Genomic DNA, 19,282 nt, shown 5'->3' on the forward strand with positions numbered 1-19,282 from the left:
GTGGTGTAAGTCTTGTGTTTCTTGCTCATGGTAAACTCCTGATGAGTGTGTTTAGTTTACCAAGTTAAAACCTCCTGTTTTTTCAGCACACATCAATCCTCTTCAGGTGGATTTACCTCACGTTGTAACTTCAGAAGTTCAAGTTTTTTAATCTCAAGTTCTACTTCAGCTTTAGTTTGGTTCGCTTCAGAATTACCACCTTTATTATTTTGTTCCCCCTTCTTCTCATAAAACCCTTTCATGATCTTTTGTATTTGGTCCACGATCTTAATTGTCATGGTCACATTGTTTTTTTAGTCCAAAGCAAATCACTTAAAATCTTCAACTGAACAATGTCATTTGCTCCACTGATTTTATTTAGTGGCTGACTCAAATACTCTTCCCGTGTATTTTCGAAAATTTCTTTGAGTTCCTTACTTAAGTCTCTCCCAGCAAACTTTGTAGGGTCATATGACTCTACCTGCTGTCTCGAAACATCAATGTCAAATTCCTCCTTGACGAGACTTACTGTTTCTTGAGGGGTGTTAAACACAGCAAGCGATTGTACAATAAAGAGTTTCTGCTTTTTGTTTAATGTCGCCATTTCTCTCTATCCGTCAAGGTACGTCAAGGAAACATGGCAAAAAAAATGAGCCAAAAGGCTCAGGTAATTACACAGTTTCCACAGCATTTAGAAATATCTAAATCAGAAACAAACGGCGGGTTTTTAGCGACTTTAACAAGCCGCTTAACACTGTCATTAGCTCCCCAGCGCTTAACAACACCGATGAACTCTTCCACATCGTGGCCAGCTAAATAGTGCTTTGGTAAGCCAGTATGATCGCTGTAAATAATCTCACCGTCCGAATCTCGCTCTACACCAATGTGATAGAGCTCATGTTCAAACAAAGCACAAAACTCGTTATCGTTTGCCTTTTCACAAAAGCTTGCATCGATAGTGATTAAGTAAATTGGAACAAAACCGAACCAATCACGCATTTGCTGCTCTTGACGGGCTTTCTTCCAGCCGCCTTGTTGAAACATAACCTTTTCACATTGGCCGAGCACCATGCGCTTAGTTCTCGTATAAGCAGTAGAAGCCCATGCAGAAGCCAAAAACCCCTCATTGTCATGAAGCATCTCAGCGAGATGGTCATGATCTGGATTATGTAAAGGTCCACCAAGTGTAAGAAAATTAGCAACTACCCAATTTTTTAAATCAGACGCAGGTACTATGCGAATCGCTTCCTCTTCATCTGCTTGGTCAATAAAATCAGTTGGAGGAAATGGTGTGATCTGATCCATTAAATATTTGCCTCTTTAAATTTTTTAGCCATTCACTAGCGTATTCAGTCCGTAACTGCAAAGGTCCAGACTCATCAATGCGGCATCTTGAAGCTGTCTCTATGCGAACTACGGTGTAGCCCATCTCTTCAGCCACATCGTAACGATCAAGACTACAAGCTTTATTTTTAAGTTTGCCCTTACGACCGCCAGACCATGGACCACCCGCAATTTCAACTAGTATTCGATACTCAATTAAATGAAAGTCAAACCGCCAGTGCTTAGTAGACTTAAACTGAAATTTCTTTTCATATTTAATTTCCAGATTATCTAAAGTTTCAGTAAATTCTTCTTCTGCCTCTAGATATTTTTGTGTAGGCTTTGGCAGTGGCCAGCTTTTAGGTTTAGTTTTAGGTTCTTTTTTCCGAGTAAGCCAAAAGTATTCTGTAGAATCCATTATTCTTACCCATAAAAAAACCGCCCTTAGGCGGTGGCTAAACTCACAGGCAATATAGTATTACTTCTTAAAAGTTGACTTATAGAGCTTTGAATTAAAGTAATCCGTAATTTCTTTACCTTCGGTTTGAATTTTTTCCTCATTTAAAGGTAAAAAATCTAATTCAGATTTCAAGCTCATATACTCTGGAATAAATTTCTTTATAGGCGGAGGTGGTTTAGGTCCACCTTCTGTAATTTTTTCGATAAATCCAGCTAACCATAAAATATACTCACCTTCTGAATTATGAGGAGGAATCAAACTCACATCTATTTTTACTTTACATTCATCTAATGGTCTACTGAACAATTCAACAAAATCAATAAAATTAAATTTTAATTTAAATTCTGTTCCCTCAATTTCTCTGCGTATACATGTCATAAGTAAGTTCATATTTTCAATACAGTCATGTGAAAATAATTCCTCATCTTTAATTTTGTTATAAACATTTTCCGCAAACATGAGATACTGTGGCATTTCAGCAGCTCCTCATTTTTATAAAGTATTTTTTCTTAAGGTAGTCCTATTATAACAATGTTGCAACAAGAAATTTTCCATTTTTAGTTTAAGGAATTTTTTAAAATTATAAAGACGATTAGATTCAATAAATTAGTACGAATAAAAGCTAGGAAAGTTTGATTTTTCTAATGAGCTTTGAAATGGATTATTGTGTTTAGTTGATCAATTTAAAAAGCTTGCCTAGTAGGCAAGCTCCCCCTTTTTGATATTTGCGCTGATCAACAAGGTTTAGTGTTACCTACAGCAACACACTGATAATACAGAAATATTTAAAAATAAAAAAGCCCACTTCCTATTTTTTTTCAGAAATGGACTTAGCGAAAAAAAACGCTTAAACCTGAAATAGGAAATATCTATTCGGAAATATCTCCAACTTCATATTGGCATAATATTTAAGCACTAGCAATAGGGATTGAATTAAAAATATCAAATATTCATATTTAAATAGATAAAGATTTCTTTTTTTAAATGGTTTTATTTTTAGCCTACATAATTTTTTGATGTGTGCTGAAAAAACAGGAGGTTTTAACTTGGTAAACTAAACACACTCATCAGGAGTTTACCATGAGCAAGAAACACAAGACTTACACCACAGAATTTAAAGCTGAAGCCATCAAATTAATTGAAGCCAATCAAGGCAATGTCTCGGAAACAGCTAGACAACTTAGCATTTCAATGCAAACTCTTTCAAATTGGAATACCAAAGCAAAGGCTGGAACTTTAGCAGGTACAAAACAGTATTCACCTGATCTAAACGCTCTACTCGAAGAAAATAAAAAACTCAAACAACAGCTCAAAATAGCTGAAATGGAACGTGAATTTTTAAAAAAGGCAGCAGCGTACTTTGCCAAAGAAAGTCAGTAAGGTACGCCTATATGAAACAAAAAAGATATTCTTTTCCAATTACCTTAATGGCTCGATTACTTCATGTTTCAGTTTCATGTTTTTATGATTGGCTCAAGAGAGGCGTGAGCAAAAGAACGATTCAACGAAATCAACAGACGATATTGGTGAAAATAGCCCATGAGGAGACAAGGCAGAGCTATGGTTATATTCGATTAACCAAATACTTACAAGCTCAGGGTATAAAAATGAGTATGTACGCTGTACGTCAGATAAAAGCGCTGAACCACCTGTATTGTAAGCGACACAAGCGTTTTAAAAGGACTACGAATAGTGACCATAATCGAGCGATCTATGAAAACCTGCTGGAGCAACAATTCTCAATGACTAGACCAAATCAAGCATGGTCAAGTGATATTACGTACATATGGACTGTTGAAGGATGGCTGTATTTAGCAGCGGTAAAAGACCTTTACACGAAGCAAGTGGTTGGCTATAGCTTAAATGAGCGCATGACAACACAGCTTGTTTGTAATGCGCTAAATATGGCTATTCACAATCAAAAACCAACCAAAGAACTGATTGTGCATTCAGACAGAGGAAGTCAATATTGCAGCCATGAATATCGAAATATACTTGAGCAATATGGTTTTCAAGGTTCAATGAGCAAGCGCGGAGACTGTTACGATAATGCACCGATTGAAAGCTTTTGGGGAATATTGAAAAATGAGTTAGTTCATCATTACAACTATCAAACTAGAGAAGAAGCCAAAGCAGATATTATAAAATACATTGAGTTATTTTATAATCATCGAAGAATTCAAAAGGGTTTGGGTTTTAAGACACCAAATCAAATGGCCGAAGACTTTTATAAGTTGGCTGCCTAGAATCTCCCAAGGGAAAGTCTCCTGATAATTCAGCGTATATCAAACTGACTAAAAATAAAATAATTAATTTTCAATATCAATGATCATATACTGCAAAGTTAAGTATATTCCAACTTCTCCATTGTTGAGTGCCTCATATAAGTCTTCATCAACAAAATCTCCAGATTCATCATCTAGCCATTTATGAATTTGAATAATTTGTATATTCCCTTTTTTGTCTATTCTTGCTATTGGGTCTATTACGGACCGAACTATCACCTTCTTCTTCGTCTCAACATCAAGCAATGTGATAATTGTCATTTTAAAATCCTTATAAATATCCTGTATAACAACTACGCTCAATCAATAAAGATTTTTATATTTAAATTACTTAAATAGCAATCTTTTCAATCTAAAAAATAAATAAAAAACACTTTAATAGTATGTGCCTATTAGAAAAGGTACCTTAAATATTCTACTAGCAATAAAAAACCGCTTTAAGGGCGGTTCATATTATTCATCAATCTGATCATGCAGTTTTTTGATAAACTCTAATAAGCTTTTCTTTACTTGCATCATTAATTGCAACTAAACCCGTACTTGCTGCATTATTTAAAACCGCTACTGTTATATCGCTTTTCGCTTTGATTTTCGCACTTTCAACCACCGCATCATATTCAATATTATTCATTACCATTTGTTAGTTTCTCATTTTATAAAGTGAGAGACATTAATAATATGAAATCAGCAACTATTCAAGCACCTACTTAAGATCATCAGGCGTTTCCAAATAACACCCGTTTTTATTACAGAAAGCATGAATGTCGTTTAAGTATTCGGTTAATTGAACTGTACTTGCGTCTGTAGTGCTCATTAGCTCACATAGGCCACTTGCTACATCTTGGTAGAGAGGATGATTAGAATCTTTCAACTCTCTTACAGCCTTGAATGTTTTCTTGTATTGGCCAACGTCATCGCAATCATAGATTTTTGCTAAGAAGTTTTTCTTAAAGAACAGATGCTCGTAATCTTTATCTTTACCTTGACTTTTAGCCCATTGATTAAGCCAATCCAGTACAAACGGTTTTGAGCCTTCGAACGATCTTTCTCTTGTGGTGCCATCAATACAACTAACGGCTTCCCTTCATTCGCTGCCTTAGCATGATTCACATTAAGAAAGTTAGTTACTGGTGAAATGTCGCAACAAAAAACCACCCGTGGGTGGCTTGATTTTTTTTGATAAATTAATCAACAGCTCAAAAATGGGTAACTGTCAGATCGAGTTTGGACTACAACACTTTAGCTCATCGATTTACCAAAGCGCTAATCTTCACACTATTGTTTAAAATCCAGTAATCAAACTGTGATGCTAAAACTTTTAAATTCCCCTTTTTAAACTGCTTAGGCTATTTTAACCAAAGTTCATCTTCTTGCATGATTTTTAACATTAAATTAAATATAACCAGTAGAGTAACATTTTTTTTATTATGGCCAACAACTCTTTGAAAACTAAATTTAACTGTTCTCTCAAGCACTTCCAGATTGACTGGATAATTCTGTTTGTCTAAATTTAGGTGATCTCCAATAATTGGCTCTATACCAGCAATAAAATTAGCAATTTGTTGCTCATCATCTTTCTTTATGCATTGAAAATGTAGAAAGTTTTTACGTAATTTTCCAAATAATAATAATACCTTAAGTGCATTGACCACGTTCAACTCTTTAGGTATATCTTTCCCCTTATCATGTTGGTTATGCAAATCAAGGAGAGGAATTATTTCATCAGAACGTTTCAGTTTCTTAGCTTTGTTGTAAAGCTCATCAAACCAACCCCCATCTAAATTTTTATTACTAACATATTTCGTTTTTAAATTAAAATTTTTGGGGTCCATCCATTTAGTGCTCATAAATTGACATCGCTGCATCCATTCTTGTGCTTGAATATCTTCGCTTGAACGGCCATCTCTTAAACTTATCAAACGTTGAAAAGGCGTCAGAGTACTCTTCTCGATACTAAACTTCTTTTCTTGTCGACCAGCAATCATAACTGGCTGTGTTTGCTGATAAGAGTTAAACCATTTCTGCTGCTGAGTATAACGATTTAAGTTTATGTACTCTGTACTTGAATTCACTGGACCAAAACACTGTTCTAGGACTTTTTTTGAAATGATACACGGCGAATTGTAAATTCGATCGACTGCTAATAAATCCAAAACATGAAGATAATTTGAAGCCGTTTGTTCAATACTGCTATGCCCCATCCAAGAGGCAAGCACCTGCCATTTATGTTGAATAATCTCTTCATGAGCACGTGCTTTAACACCAAACAATAAATCACGCATCTTTTTTGCTTTTACCCAAGGACAATCTGTATATGTTTTAATCATTTCTTTTGAGCCCAGCAAAGTTATTGCTAGATAGTTAGCAGCACTGTGGCGCAACGTATGAAAACTAAAGCCATGATGCATACCTAATATTTGGTTAAACAACTCTACTGTAATTTTGCTGATACATTGATCCGTTAATACACGATGATTAACACTAAAAAGTAGATCATCCTGCTGATTAAACAAATATTGTTCATAACGATGTTGTATGTAATGTTGTACTACTAAAAACTCATGTTCTGACAAGGCAATTTTCAATGGTATTTGACGATTTGCACTTTGCGTTTTCAGACGGCGATATGAATTGTTCTGAATATGAAGCGTGATATTATTAAAAGCTGTATTTTCTTTTTCTTTATAAAGTAACTCTGGGCAAATAATATCTTGTATTTTAAGACAACGAACTTCATTTAATCGGAGTCCAGTTCTATAACTCAGTAAATACATCAGCTTTAAACAACTCAGATGATCGACCCACTCTGATGCCGTTGGCTCTTGACTTAAATGTTCTAGTTTTTCCAATAGCTTGCCAAATAACAAAGGGCTTACTAGGCGTGCATTGCAAATTTGTAAATGCTTAAAACTTGAATTCTGTAACACCAATACCCCTGGAGCATCATAATTCTCTATACAGAATTGATGAAAATCTTTTAGGCGACCAAAACGGTATTCTGCGCTTTGGTGCATCTTACGAGAGGTTTTTCCTTTCACCGAATCTCGTTGAACTGCTTTTTCATCACGTTCACTGCTGTATTTCAATAGCTGCCGATATAAATCCTCATAGTCATCTATGGATTGTTGCTTTAAATCTAATTTATTGAGCCAAATCTCAAATATAAATTCTTTGCCAAACGATCCTAAGTAGCTTTCAATAGTTGATAATTGAAGCCCTCGTTTTTTTAAATGCATTAACCAGTGAATTAAGCGTAGTTGAGCATCAATTAAAGACTTTTCCTCCGTATTAGCATCAACTATCTTCTCCTCTAACACCCTTCTAGTTTCTTGCCAAAAACGTAGCGTGCGTTCTTCTTTATTCCTCTTTTTATCTAAACGCTCAACTTTTTGACCTTTACGTTTCTTTTGACCAAACAACATCAACTCATACGGAATCGTTTGTAATTTGCTTTGAACAGTCGGAACTTCAGGAAGTAACTGCTCTTGTTCAAAATGAATAGGGCTATTCTCTAGTTCCATGACTTGATTACGTTCATTACTCCATAGCAATCTAAATTCGGATGGCCGTAAGGCGACAGTATTAATCTCTTGCTGAAGTACATTACTTAAAAATATATCTAGGCTAAGGTTTGGATTAAATTCAAGTACCATTTGCACATCATTAAATGCACGAAATCCACGGCGTTTAATTTGATATTGCAGATCGCCCAAACTTTTGTTTCGTCCCATGCGACTCAAGCTTTCCAGAATACAATCTTCAATTGATTGTTGCAGACGATATTCTTTATGAGTAGCTTTCAACTTTTTTAAATATTGCAAGATGAACTGAGCATATGAGTTAAAAAAAACATGCTTCCATTGGTACAACTTTCTCTGTTCTACATCGTTGCCATATTGAGAGTTTTCAACACGATAATGTAGTAACAATGGATTAGTGATTTTTTTGTAGTCCGAATGGTATAACCGAAAACAATTCAGATCTGTACCAAGCTCAACGGCCTCCTGCAATTGCTGCTGAATAGCAACCAGATGCTGTTCATCTGCACAGCCTGAAATATATATAAAACTTAAGCATAAATCCCCCCACAAATATTTAGGGTCATCCCAATATCCAAGTGAATCTTTCCAATATGCTTTCAAAGCATTGAGTACCTGGGCATGTAACTGCCCTTGTTTTAACCGTGACTCCGTACTCTCAATTTTTCTAGGCAGTACGATCCGTTTAGTATGTGGATTTAGCCTAATTCTGTATGATTTTTTATCTACATTCTGGTTGAATTGCCTTCTTCTTTTATTAAATTCATCTTCAGTAAATTGCATCAGTTTAGATTGTTCATCTCGGCTCAATTTTTGACTCAAACAATCAACACTATCTTTAATGTCATGCCATTTTTCGGCGATCTGCTGATCAAGTTTTTGCTGCATTTCTTTCGTCAATACTTCAGGTGGAGAAGGCTGTCTATCTAGCGACTTTTTCACCATTTTATGAATATCAACAAATAGATCATCTAGTTGTGGTTTTATTAGTTCTTTGATTTTTTGCATACAACTATTTTCGCTCTAAGTGTTTAATCGATAAAGATTTGACATTATCTTGCAATTGCTGGCGGGCTTGCTGTACATAGACATTCGGGATAAGTGAAGAATGCGGATGAAAAGCCTCTCGGTCACGTTGGTCATGACCATACAGGGCCTGAATTAAGTGAAAAGCTAATGCTGGTTTACCCTCTTGCTGCTCATGCATCAAAAAGTTCATGTCAAAATGACGTAACCAATTCGAATACATATTCTTTGGAAAGACTCCTTGCATATATGAATTCACCCATTTTCTCGATAAAGGGATTAACTTAATTTTCCTGCTCTGCCATTCTTTGACAGTTATCGGCAAGATATCTTTACTAAAAATGACCTTACCAAAAAGATCATTTACAGTTATCTTCTTCTTTGCAAAGACTTGTCTAAAAAATGAACCGTACGCTTCAATAATTTGTTCTAAAAAGGCAGTGTAATTTTGCAGTGTTTTTATGAAAAAATCAGATAAAGGGATAAAACGACCATCTTTTCTTGCTTTACTATTTTTTTTATCATTCACATATAAAAGCTTGAGCTCAACACAATAATCATCCAAATTCCCCAACAGGTTTTTTTTAGGCCGACTTGCCAAACTCAACAAACTGATATGCCACATCCAACACGCATATGCATTAAGTTGATTAATAATGTGCTTATCTTCTTGGATGTTTTCGTGACAATGTCTATGTAAAATATGGAATTGCTCTTTCACAAAATTGGGTTCAAGTGCCAGTTGGCTCCCTATCCTTCCTATAGATAATGCAGATTGCACTTTGAATTGTTGTTGCAATATTTTTAGTTCAGCCGTGTCTTCAGTAAAATGTGTGGAATGTGGTGTAAGTGCTTTTTCTAAAAAGGCTAGATATGTGCTACTGAGTTGAGTTTTCGGTAGCCCGCCATAATAGATACCAGGCATGTGATGCTGACTATCCCGCCCAGCAATTACATGAGCAAGATATTCATTATATGTTTCATAATATATATGAAAATATAATTGAGCCTGCAGTTTTTCTACAGTGATCGAACCTACAAACCGATTATCAAGCCAATTCTTAAGTTTCGTATTAATGTGTGTTGATGAAATTAGTGGATTCGATGCTTGTTCTATATAGTCAAACCAAGCAGAAGGTAAATGTAGTTGATGTGTCATCACTTCATTCCACCGCACATGATTTAAGCTCTTAATCTTCTGCTCTGTAATTTTAAGATTTAATTTGAGTAAATATTCGCGACGTCTACTTGAACCATTCTGGATCAAAATTCCATCTTGAATAAGCTCGTTAAAATCCATCAGTGCGACGGGTGATAATCCCGTCAAAAGTGACAATAAACATGCTGCAGCGATTGCAGCATCCCTCCAGTGCCCGGATAACTCGGTTCTCAACACATAAACAATTTGCTTCAGTATATCTGGCGCCAAATAATGTGGATTTGTAACAAAAGGAGCATGACGGCGCTGGCGATGCCGCATTAGATGCGTCGCATTATCGCTGAGTATATAATTTAAATTTTTAGACTTTTCATCTTCTGAATAAAACTCCATTTCAGGATCTAATAGATCAACTTCACCCTCTTCATCTTTGTGAAGAGCGGCATCATAAAAACTGATCTTTGCGTTATGTCCAATATCTACTTGCTTACCCGTTTTAATTTCACGAAATTTTTTGAGTTCATTTTTCGTCGGCCATTGCAAAACTTTACTTTTTTTTGACTTACGCTGACGATGAACAACACGACGATCATCAAGTCTTTTAAAAATTATTAATAGAGCCGATAAATACTCTATGGCTTGTACTTGTTTGAAATCTTTAATATTAAAAAGTTGATTACGATCCTCCTTTTTCAAGTTACGTTCGTACATGACATAGCGATTTAGTAGCTCACTGCATTCTTGAAATAATTCAGCATGATTAGAATCCAGAACATATCGTGATACATAGCGAAAGAGATCACAAACATGTTTTTGCTTATTCTCAGCTTTATCAATTTTTGCAAATTCTTGATACTGCCGATATGTTAAAAAACTCGCTTGTAGAATCAAATAACGTTCAGACGACAGCTCTTGAGTATTACTAGTAGTCGGGCATGCAAAATAACTTAAAGAAGCTAGATAATAATATTTACCTAATTGTCTAGAACTAGATATATAGCCATATATCTGTTGTGCTTCCTTATATAGAGCATGGGCTTTTTCACGTAAATCATCTGATAGATCGACAAATTGTGTATTCACAACATGATTGCGTAATAAACAATAATCTTTTTGGAATTTTTCTGCTAAATCTAAGAATTGCTCTTCTGTTTCAATCTTTGGCATATTCGCTTTCGCTTAATTTTTTATCAAATTGCATTGGTTAAATTCATTACGATCTGAACAATTTGGTAAAAGTTGATCTTTTATTGAACTCTTTGTCAGCTTAAAAAATCTAGCAAAAAATTTAGCATCCAGCTCTTTCTGAGCTTTTCTCTCAAAGCACAAGTGTTGCTGTGATTTTTCGATAAAATCATCAAGATTATGTATCAACTGTAAGATTGCAACATAATTAGAATGTACACGTAAGCATGGCTCCGTTTGCATTAATAGCAATATTTTTTGCCAAATTTTCACATAGATTATTTTGAACTTTGCTTGTACTACTACTTTCTGGCTCTGTTTAATCTTTTTGATTTTCAGTAGTTCTGAGTTAATTTTTACTATCTTAAATTGAACATTTTGTCGCTCAAAGCAAAAGGGCATGATAAATTGCCCCATAAATATCTCTATATTTTTTACTAAATAGTCAAATTTTAACATTTTTATCGATATAAAAAATGAGCATATCTTTGTATATTAAAATTCATTTAATTTATCAACTAAATTTTCTCAAAATTACAATTATCAACAAATACATATGGTTTACTTATCATGGGTGGTCTAAATTTTAAAAATTCTTCCACTTTTTTTTAGTTTTCTGTTATTACATGAAACAATACCGTTGTATTACATTTTGAAATGCTGTGTATGCAGCATTGATCAAAAAGATTCTCTGCTATACTTACTTCACGTGTAGCATCAATGGAGTTTCGAAATGCTCAGAACCACTGAACAGAAAAAAAAATATATTCAAGCGACACGTGCGCAAAACTATCAAGCCAGCCTAAAGCTTGAAGGCATTACAACGACAGCTCAAACAACTCAACAAAGTAAAGCTGAAATCTTGCAAAAATATAAGAAGTATTCGCAACCCGAAACTTAGTCAGGTGCATGTATGGATAAATATGGGGAAATGGGTGACAGCCTGTATTGTTACCCTGGCACAAATATCCTAAAGAACAAACTCAATATTCATGATGAACAAATTTTAGAACAAGCTGAACTAGAACTGTCTGGATTGGCAAGTAACTTAATTGAATATGCTGAACCACCTTACGACTTACAATACTTAAAATCAATTCATGCGCAGCTCTTTGGCGACTTATACGACTAGGCAGGAAAGTTAAGACAAATCGATATTTCCAAAGGTGACACCCGTTTTTGTAATTTTTCCCGTATTGAAATTGAAACCAATAAACTACTCAAACCGCTTCAAGAAAAAAAATACTTTCAAGGCTTAGCACCACAACAACTGATTCCTCAACTTGCCGACTTGTATTGTGAGCTTAATGTCATACACCCATTCCGTGAAGGTAATGGACGTACACAACGGATTTTCTTTGAGCATCTGATTGCTCATTGTGGTTATGGTATTGATTGGTCTCGCATTGACTCTCAACAACAATGGATTCAAGCCAATATTGAAGGTTTTTATGGTAATTTAAATCCATTAATTAAGATTTTTGAAATATGCTTTATTCAAAATACCTAAAATTTAAGTAGTCGAAGCCCACAATCCTTAATGAGCCATCATCTTTGCTTCAATCCACTGATTAATTTCCCAAATAAACCAACAATCACGATTCTTAGAAATCTTAATACTCTTCGGGTAATTTAGGATCGTAATATTCAGATTACTTATCCAGAATTGAATAGATCGTTAACTTAGATAGACTTTTAAGCAATGTAACTTGCCGCATGTTTATCAACATATGTCTCAAAAAAGTCTGCCCATACATAGATTTATGGCGTTTAGTGCTTAAATTTCAGATTAATCTTCGTCTGATGACCTGAATGGATGTTACAGATTACATGCAGGTGAATTACTCTGTGGCTGTATCATGGCTTTTGTGCAATCCAATCCATTTGATCCGAATGTTCTCTTTTGCAATAAAGCAGCCTCTTCTGCTTTTCCTGAACCAACGAACTATGTCATTGATTTGATTCAACCGACAACAGTGATGCTGAATCAAATCTCCAAAGAAGGGATTAAATGCAAGAAATGTGGTAAGAAAAAGATAGGGGATGGAAGTTATTATCCGTCTAATTTGAACCAGCCCATGAGTCGAGATCAGTTGAGTAAGAATCATTTTAAATGAATAAGAGAAGGATGGCTTACCTCACTTCTCCGAATAACAATGCTATGCTTTTCAACCAAGGTTATAAATTGGCAACTACATTTCATTCTTCTTCATGCTGGTCCTATAGCCTGTAGACAATTACTACATCATTTGCATTCAATGCTCAATACAGCCTGTCAGCAGAACCGCAGCGATACTCTTTTTCGGGCACTGTTGCAAATAGGGATCTGAGTCAATGATTTTCCCTTCAAAAAAGCTTAGAGACCGAAAACTCTATTTACTAGCCAAACTTCTCCTAGAATATTACCGTTATAAAATAATGAAGCTTGTCCTTTGCGTAGAGCACGCATAACCTCAATTCCTTTAATTGTGGCATAAGCCGTTTTCATAGACTTGAATCCCAACGTAGCCTTGATGATCCGTTTGAGCTTGCCATGATCACATTCAATCACGTTATTCTTGTATTTAATCTGTCGATGGTCCAGGTCTTCAGGACACTTTCCTTCCTGTTTTAGTCGCGACAAAGCACGGCCATAGGTATGAGCCTTATCAGTGTTTATGACTCGTGGAATCTGCCATTTTTTGACATGATTCAAAATCTTACCAAGAAAACAATAAGCTGAATGGGTATTTCGTCTAGCAGAAAGATAGAAATCAAGAGTATGGCCACGTTGGTCAACTGCACGGTATAGATATGCCCATTTGCCATTCACTTTTACGTAAGTTTCATCCAGATGCCATAAATGTCGATCTGTAGGATTACGCCAATACCAACGTAAACGTTTTTCCATTTCTGGAGCATAACGCTGAACCCAGCGATAAATTGTGGTGTGATCAACATTCACTCCACGTTCAGCGAGCATTTCCTGAAGTTCACGATAGCTGATGCCATATTTACAATACCAACGAACAGCCCAAAGAATGATTTCACCTTGAAAGTGCCGACCGTGGAAGGGATTCATCTGCTGTATCTCGAAATAAATAAGATATTTAGCTTATCATGTCAGCCTATTTGCAACAGTGCCATAACTTGAATCATGAATTAAAAATTTAGGTGATTTTATAGAACTTTACTCGAAACTTACAAAGAAATTCTTATAAGAAATTTTATGTGAATTTAGAGTATACCCTAAAGTTACAATCTGAAAGCTCATGAAATTATGTATCATTTAAATGATTTTTAATCATAAGTAACATGTAACTTTAGTGTTAAAGAATTATAATTTACGAAATTGTTCATTTTTATCCAATTGGGGCGTGAAAAAGTGAAAGGCCAAAAAGTAGGGTATGTCCGGGTAAGTTCTGTCGAGCAAAACACTGGACGTCAACTTGAAGGAATTGAGGTCGACCGGATTTTTGTTGACCGTGCTTCAGGTAAAAATACTGACCGACCTAAATTTCAGGAAATGTTGAACTATGTCCGGGAAGGGGACAGGGTGATTGTACATTCAATGGATCGTTTTGCGCGAAGCCTAAAAGATTTGGTCACTGAAGTAGATAAACTGGTCAAACGAGGGATCGCCATCCAGTTTGTAAAAGAAAATATTACTTTTACAGCCGAATCCACCCCGATGGATAATTTGATGCTTCAAATGATGGGTGCTTTTGCACAGTTCGAACGTGAGATCATTTTAGAGCGGCAAAAGGAAGGAATAAAACTCGCCTCTGCTCAGGGGAAGTACAAAGGTCGGGTGCATAAACTAAAGCCTGACCAAGCTGAAGCTTTACGACAAGCATGGAAGGAGGGGAAGTATCCATCGAAAATGGCATTAGGGAAAGCTTTTGGGATTAGTCGTCAGGCGGTATACCGATATTTACAAGTTAGTGAATAGCTTATTGGGATTAGCAACTAAATTTAGTTTAACTTATAAAAATCATGAAACACTGTTCGAATTTTAAGCGTGGAACATGAATAATCAATAAAAAGCCGCTCTGGTGGGCTTTGTTGCACAAACCTATCTGTACAGGCTTTTTCAGCGATATAATTTTCAAATGAAGAAGCCTACACACAAAATCTACCGCACAACCAATTGGTCCGCATATAACCGAGCACTCATGAGTCGCGGAAATATTGCCATTTGGTTTGATCCTGCTACGCAATGGTATGCTCCATCAAAAGGCAAACAAGGGCGAAATCAAACCTACTCCGACGCAGCTATCCAATGCTGCTTAATGATTAAATCCTTATTCCGTCTATCTTTACGTATGGTCACTGGCTTTGTGCAAAGTCTGATTAAACTTTGCGGATTAAATTGGACCGCACCAGATTACAGTACGCTTTGTAGAAGACAAAAGCATATTGATATTGCAATCAGCTACCAAAAAAGTAGCGATGGACTGCATCTACTCGTAGACTCTACAGGCATGAAGTTTCTAGGTGAGGGCGAATGGAAACGCAAGAAACATGGAGCTGAATATCGTCGCCAATAATGACGTATAAAGTTTTATCTAATTTTTCTTTTTATCCAATTTAAAATTAGGTGCGTACACGGCCTCAACTTTCAATAAAGTATAAAAGGTGTTTGTGTAGGCAATACCCTTACTTTTGATAAGCCAAAAGAAAGCAAAAGCCTTTGTTACCCATACATAACATCCCTATTATGATGGATAACGTGTGGCATCCCTGCCACACTCGTGTATCCAAACGTTGCTTAAATTAAACTATGTAATAGTGGCGACATAAAGGTGCTCTTATCGCTATATATTAAAAACTTAGTGGAACACTGTTTCTAAAGCTTTTAAACCCACTTTGGGATCAAGTAGACCGTTGTAAATTTCAGGGATTTCACGTTCCACCCCAAAAAATTCATAAATGGCAAGCATCGCCCCACGAACTGAATATTCCACAGTAAAGACCACGTCATCTTCAATTTCCACAAACTGTCCAAGGAAAGCAAAGTTTTGTGAGCCTTGTGGAATTACCTGTGGACGATCCCCCGGTTTACGGCAGGCGAATAGGGCAGAGGCGTATGGCATCATGGCGGTAGTAACATCAGTCGTTGCCAAAACATGATCTAAAATGTCGTCAAAACCGAGCTGTTTAATCAGTTCTGTTAGGATTTCTTGCCCCGTGGCTTCGGACATTGGTTTTTTGATGTAATCGCCTATATGGTCAATTTGGAAACCGTAGCCCCATAAGGTATATAAACCTTCAGGTAAGTCGGCAAAGTGTGGCTGTGCAGGAACCACGATGGATAAATGCCAACCCGACTCATACCAAGTCATGAGTGCGCCTGTGCCTGGTTCATTGCCTGTATAGTCAATAATACGTTTAAGTAGCACGTCATCTTTCATGGTCAGAGTGAAAGACTCCCACTTATGTTCATCGACATTGCCATAAAAAGTCATTGGACGGCCAAAGTCTGGGGCTTTTTGTGCCAGCGTTTCCCAAAGCGTCCAGCCATGATCTTCTCGATTACGAATAAGGGCAGGCACGTCATGATTACCGCCATAACGTGAGTCTGCTGTAATAGAGCCTAAAGTGAAAATAGCTAAATCATTGGCTTTCAGATTAATTTGCTCTGAGCCTTCAGGCAATTGTACATATAGGCGTGAAGCGTAGCGTTCTTGAGTTTCAGCATTGGTAATGAAGTCTGCATCTGTGACATAGTGTCCAAAACGCACATCGACGCCTTGTGCGACTAACCAACGCTGTAGGGGCAGAATCATCGAGTCATATTGGTTGTACTTGGTACGTTTCACACCCGCTAAGGTATGAATGCGTGGCAATTCTTGAATAAAACGCAAGAAATAGCGTCTTAACTCTGCTGCACTGTGCCATTTTTGAAAAGCGAAAGTCGTGCGCCACATGCGCCAGAAATTGGTTTCAAAAAAGGTTTCATCAAAAAACTCATCAATGCGGCGACTGCCAATTTTTTCTTCTTTTGAAGCTAATAGGCGCAGCATCTGTGCACGATGTAGCGTATTCAGACCAAGCTTTGCTGCATCCGCAATGACATGTTCGGCATCAATCAACCGTGCATTGGCGTGGGTTTTCACTTTTTCATTAAACTCACGACATTCTTCACGCACCGAAATGTCTGGATTTTCCAAAGATGGAATACTGGAAAATAAGTCCCATAGGCACAAATAAGTTTCATCGGTCAGCATTCGCCCACCACGTGTTACCCAAGCTTGCGCGGCATGCGGTGTATGTCCACCATCCATCGAACCACCTGAAATATCGAGTTCTTCTAAAATATGGATATTTTTGGCAGGGACTTTGGCATCACGGATTGCAAATGCAGCAGCAGCCATACCTGCGATACCACCACCAATAATCCAAAGATGGGACTGTTGTGCGTCTAATGGGGTGCGCTTCTTCTTTTGCATGGTTCACCTTTAATAATGATGTTAAAAACTATGAAGTATAAAATGTGATTTAGAAAAACCTTAAAAATAGTATGACTTTTTATATATGAAAAATGTATGAAATGGGAAGCAATTTACTCATTATATTTTGTAATCAAAAAAATGTAAGTAATGGTTATTTTTAATACACATTTGTATTTTTTTTAAAATAAAATATGATTTAAGTAATTGATTTTATTATTTTATAGAGTAATCACTCTATTTTGATCATATTTGTTTGTGTCTGAAGAATGTGTTTGAAACTAGGCTTTCTATTGATCATTAAAAGATATAATTGAATAATAGATCTCTCTTTCATAAATCAAAAAACGAGCACCTTTTTGATTGATATTTGTACTCTAATTTTCTTAGCATTCGTGCATAATCTGCGGATGAAATACATTGATTCAAAGAAGCTTTCTGAAACACAGTTTAAGCGATATACAGGCATCTCATGGTCAACCTTTTATTTAAATGGTTGAGCAATTGCAGAAGCATGTTCCAGCTAAAGGCAGACCACCCAAGTTAAGTGTGGAGAATCAGGTTCTGCTCTGTCTGAGCTATTGGCGGGAATACCGAACTTTATTTCACATTGCTACGAGTTATGGAGTTTCAGAGCCTACAGCCTCAAGAATTGTACGTCATGTTGAAGATTGCCTGATTCAGTCCAAGCTGTTTAATTTACCGAAGAATTTGCCCGAAAGCGAAGGCATAGACTGGAATGTGGTGATCCTGGATGCCACAGAAATTCCAATTCAAAGGCCTAAAAAAACAGAAGAAAAACTATAGTGGCAAGAAAAAGACCCATACCTTTAAAGTACAGGCCATCATCCATTATAAAACTCAGCAAATTCTGAGTTTATGCACTGATCGCGGTACGGTGCATGATTTCGAGCTATTCAAACCAATTTAAAGCAGATTCCTTCAGGAGCTTTTATCCTTGCAGATAAAGGCTACCTGGGAATTTATGCTGTGTATCCTAATAGCCTGTTGCCGTTAAAAGCCAAAAGACGCTGTAAACTGGATCCTGAACTCAAAATCTATAATCAGGAAATCAACAAAAGAAGAATCGGGATCGAGCATGTATTTGGGCACTGTTGCAAATAACCACGAATGGTAAGCTGAAGACTGTTTTAGCTAAAGGTGCAGCATATGAATCCTTTCCATGGTCGGCATTTTCAGGGCGAAATCATTCTTTGGGCTGTGCGCTGGTATTGTAAATATGGCATTAGCTATCGTGAACTGCAGGAAATGCTGGCCGAACGGGGTGTGAATGTTGATCACACGACTATTTACCGTTGGGTTCAACGTTATGCTCCTGAAATAGAAAAACGTTTACGCTGGTATTGGCGTAATCCTACAGATCTGAGCTCGTGGCATATTGATGAAACCTATGTAAAAGTGAATGGACGATGGTCTTATCTGTATCGTGCAGTCGATCAACGTGGCGATACCATTGATTTTTATCTTTCTTCTAGACGTAATACCAAATCAGCCTATAGTTTTCTAGGAAAGATCTTCAATACGGTGAAAAAATGGCAAATTCCACGGGTCATCAATACAGATAAAGCAGCGACCTATGGCCATGCTTTATCACGATTAAAGCGAGAAGGAAAATGTCCAGTAGATATTGAGCACAGGCAGATTAAGTATAAAAATAACGTGATTGAATGTGATCATGGCAAGCTAAAGCGGATCATCAGGGCCACATTAGGATTCAAATCTATGAAGACGGCTTATGCCACAATTAAAGGTATTGAAGTCATGCGTGCACTACGTAAAGGACAAGCATCGTCATTTTATTATGGTCAGCCTCAGGGTGAAGTGTGTCTAATCAACAGGGTTTTCGGTCTCTAAGTACTTTTTAAAGGGAACAT

General features: G+C 36.6%; 18 protein-coding genes and 4 pseudogenes. 10 read left to right on the top strand and 12 right to left on the bottom strand.

Features of this window, described 5'->3' with window-relative positions; all coding sequences use genetic code 11:
- Positions 1-92 precede the first annotated feature (92 nt).
- The 4 genes and pseudogenes from F909_RS20025 to F909_RS20010 form a co-directional block, all read right to left on the bottom strand.
- Positions 93-583: pseudogene (locus F909_RS20025) on the bottom strand (DUF2280 domain-containing protein).
- Positions 584-642: 59 nt separating this feature from the next.
- Entirely contained in the window at positions 643-1,284 is a 642-nt protein-coding gene (locus F909_RS20020; RefSeq protein WP_005071561.1) for a putative metallopeptidase, read from the bottom strand.
- Entirely contained in the window at positions 1,253-1,720 is a 468-nt protein-coding gene (locus F909_RS20015; protein ID WP_005071563.1) for a hypothetical protein, read from the bottom strand. The genes F909_RS20020 and F909_RS20015 overlap by 32 nt, the downstream gene beginning before the upstream one ends.
- Positions 1,721-1,780: 60 nt before the next feature.
- Entirely contained in the window at positions 1,781-2,236 is a 456-nt protein-coding gene (locus F909_RS20010) for a hypothetical protein (RefSeq protein WP_005071565.1), read from the bottom strand.
- Between the two features lie 606 nt (positions 2,237-2,842).
- On the opposite strand from F909_RS20010, the gene F909_RS20000 reads away from it, so the two are divergent.
- Positions 2,843-4,008, top strand: a protein-coding gene (locus F909_RS20000) for an IS3-like element ISAba22 family transposase (protein WP_085940844.1) whose coding sequence is annotated in 2 segments (ribosomal slippage) — positions 2,843-3,101 and positions 3,101-4,008 — 1,167 coding nt in all. Because the reading frame shifts where the segments join, the coding sequence is not laid out codon by codon here.
- Between the two features lie 63 nt (positions 4,009-4,071).
- On the opposite strand, the gene F909_RS19995 is transcribed toward F909_RS20000, so the two are convergent.
- The 6 genes and pseudogenes from F909_RS19995 to F909_RS19980 form a co-directional block, all read right to left on the bottom strand.
- Entirely contained in the window at positions 4,072-4,308 is a 237-nt protein-coding gene (locus F909_RS19995) for a hypothetical protein (protein WP_000152657.1), read from the bottom strand.
- Positions 4,309-4,516: 208 nt separating this feature from the next.
- Positions 4,517-4,684, bottom strand: coding sequence for a hypothetical protein (locus tag F909_RS21185; RefSeq protein ID WP_000245256.1), 168 nt, complete (start codon positions 4,682-4,684; stop codon positions 4,517-4,519).
- A 66-nt stretch (positions 4,685-4,750) separates the two neighbouring features.
- Positions 4,751-5,202, bottom strand: a pseudogene (locus F909_RS20560) (hypothetical protein).
- A 191-nt stretch (positions 5,203-5,393) separates the two neighbouring features.
- Positions 5,394-8,594 (bottom strand): site-specific integrase, encoded by a 3,201-nt coding sequence (locus F909_RS19990; RefSeq protein ID WP_005144668.1) that lies wholly within the window; start codon positions 8,592-8,594, stop codon positions 5,394-5,396.
- Between the two features lie 4 nt (positions 8,595-8,598).
- A complete protein-coding gene (locus F909_RS19985) occupies positions 8,599-10,938 on the bottom strand; it encodes a hypothetical protein (protein WP_005144670.1) in 2,340 nt (779 codons plus the stop codon).
- Between the two features lie 12 nt (positions 10,939-10,950).
- A complete protein-coding gene (locus tag F909_RS19980) occupies positions 10,951-11,415 on the bottom strand; it encodes a hypothetical protein (RefSeq protein WP_000911011.1) in 465 nt (154 codons plus the stop codon).
- Positions 11,416-11,689: 274 nt separating this feature from the next.
- On the opposite strand from F909_RS19980, the gene F909_RS20565 reads away from it, so the two are divergent.
- From F909_RS20565 to F909_RS19970, 3 genes and pseudogenes are all read left to right on the top strand, one after another.
- Positions 11,690-11,857 carry a YhfG family protein gene (locus tag F909_RS20565; protein WP_002125865.1) on the top strand — a complete coding sequence of 56 codons (168 nt, stop codon included), beginning with the start codon at positions 11,690-11,692 and terminating at the stop codon, positions 11,855-11,857.
- 12 nt (positions 11,858-11,869) lie between these two features.
- Positions 11,870-12,466, top strand: a pseudogene (locus F909_RS20570) (putative adenosine monophosphate-protein transferase Fic).
- 349 nt (positions 12,467-12,815) lie between these two features.
- Positions 12,816-13,073 carry a hypothetical protein gene (locus tag F909_RS19970; RefSeq protein ID WP_000896237.1) on the top strand — a complete coding sequence of 86 codons (258 nt, stop codon included), beginning with the start codon at positions 12,816-12,818 and terminating at the stop codon, positions 13,071-13,073.
- 239 nt (positions 13,074-13,312) lie between these two features.
- On the opposite strand, the gene F909_RS19965 is transcribed toward F909_RS19970, so the two are convergent.
- Positions 13,313-14,017: an IS6-like element IS1007 family transposase gene (locus F909_RS19965; protein ID WP_001067793.1), complete on the bottom strand. Its 705-nt coding sequence runs from the start codon at positions 14,015-14,017 to the stop codon at positions 13,313-13,315.
- A 303-nt stretch (positions 14,018-14,320) separates the two neighbouring features.
- Between F909_RS19965 and F909_RS19960 the strand changes: the two genes are divergently transcribed.
- Both F909_RS19960 and F909_RS19955 read left to right on the top strand, forming a co-directional pair.
- Entirely contained in the window at positions 14,321-14,887 is a 567-nt protein-coding gene (locus tag F909_RS19960; RefSeq protein ID WP_000678311.1) for a recombinase family protein, read from the top strand.
- Between the two features lie 160 nt (positions 14,888-15,047).
- Positions 15,048-15,482, top strand: a pseudogene (locus tag F909_RS19955) (IS5-like element IS17 family transposase); the annotation flags it as partial.
- Positions 15,483-15,767: 285 nt separating this feature from the next.
- On the opposite strand, the gene F909_RS19950 reads toward F909_RS19955, so the two are convergent.
- Positions 15,768-17,387 carry an oleate hydratase gene (locus tag F909_RS19950; protein WP_005144678.1) on the bottom strand — a complete coding sequence of 540 codons (1,620 nt, stop codon included), beginning with the start codon at positions 17,385-17,387 and terminating at the stop codon, positions 15,768-15,770.
- A 492-nt stretch (positions 17,388-17,879) separates the two neighbouring features.
- On the opposite strand from F909_RS19950, the gene F909_RS21700 reads away from it, so the two are divergent.
- Genes F909_RS21700 through F909_RS19940 form a run of 4 tightly spaced genes read left to right on the top strand, consistent with a single transcriptional unit; the run spans position 17,880 to position 19,262 of the window.
- Positions 17,880-18,194 carry a transposase family protein gene (locus F909_RS21700; protein ID WP_005144679.1) on the top strand — a complete coding sequence of 105 codons (315 nt, stop codon included), beginning with the start codon at positions 17,880-17,882 and terminating at the stop codon, positions 18,192-18,194.
- Positions 18,142-18,318: a transposase gene (locus F909_RS21360; protein ID WP_212749606.1), complete on the top strand. Its 177-nt coding sequence runs from the start codon at positions 18,142-18,144 to the stop codon at positions 18,316-18,318. The genes F909_RS21700 and F909_RS21360 overlap by 53 nt, the downstream gene beginning before the upstream one ends.
- Positions 18,319-18,368: 50 nt before the next feature.
- Positions 18,369-18,512 (top strand): hypothetical protein, encoded by a 144-nt coding sequence (locus tag F909_RS21365; protein WP_241211678.1) that lies wholly within the window; start codon positions 18,369-18,371, stop codon positions 18,510-18,512.
- A gap of 45 nt (positions 18,513-18,557) precedes the next feature.
- Positions 18,558-19,262, top strand: coding sequence for an IS6 family transposase (locus F909_RS19940; RefSeq protein WP_005144680.1), 705 nt, complete (start codon positions 18,558-18,560; stop codon positions 19,260-19,262).
- Positions 19,263-19,282: the final 20 nt, after the last annotated feature.

The sequence above is a fragment of the Acinetobacter sp. ANC 3929 genome, assembly GCF_000369405.1.
Lineage (GTDB): Bacteria > Pseudomonadota > Gammaproteobacteria > Pseudomonadales > Moraxellaceae > Acinetobacter.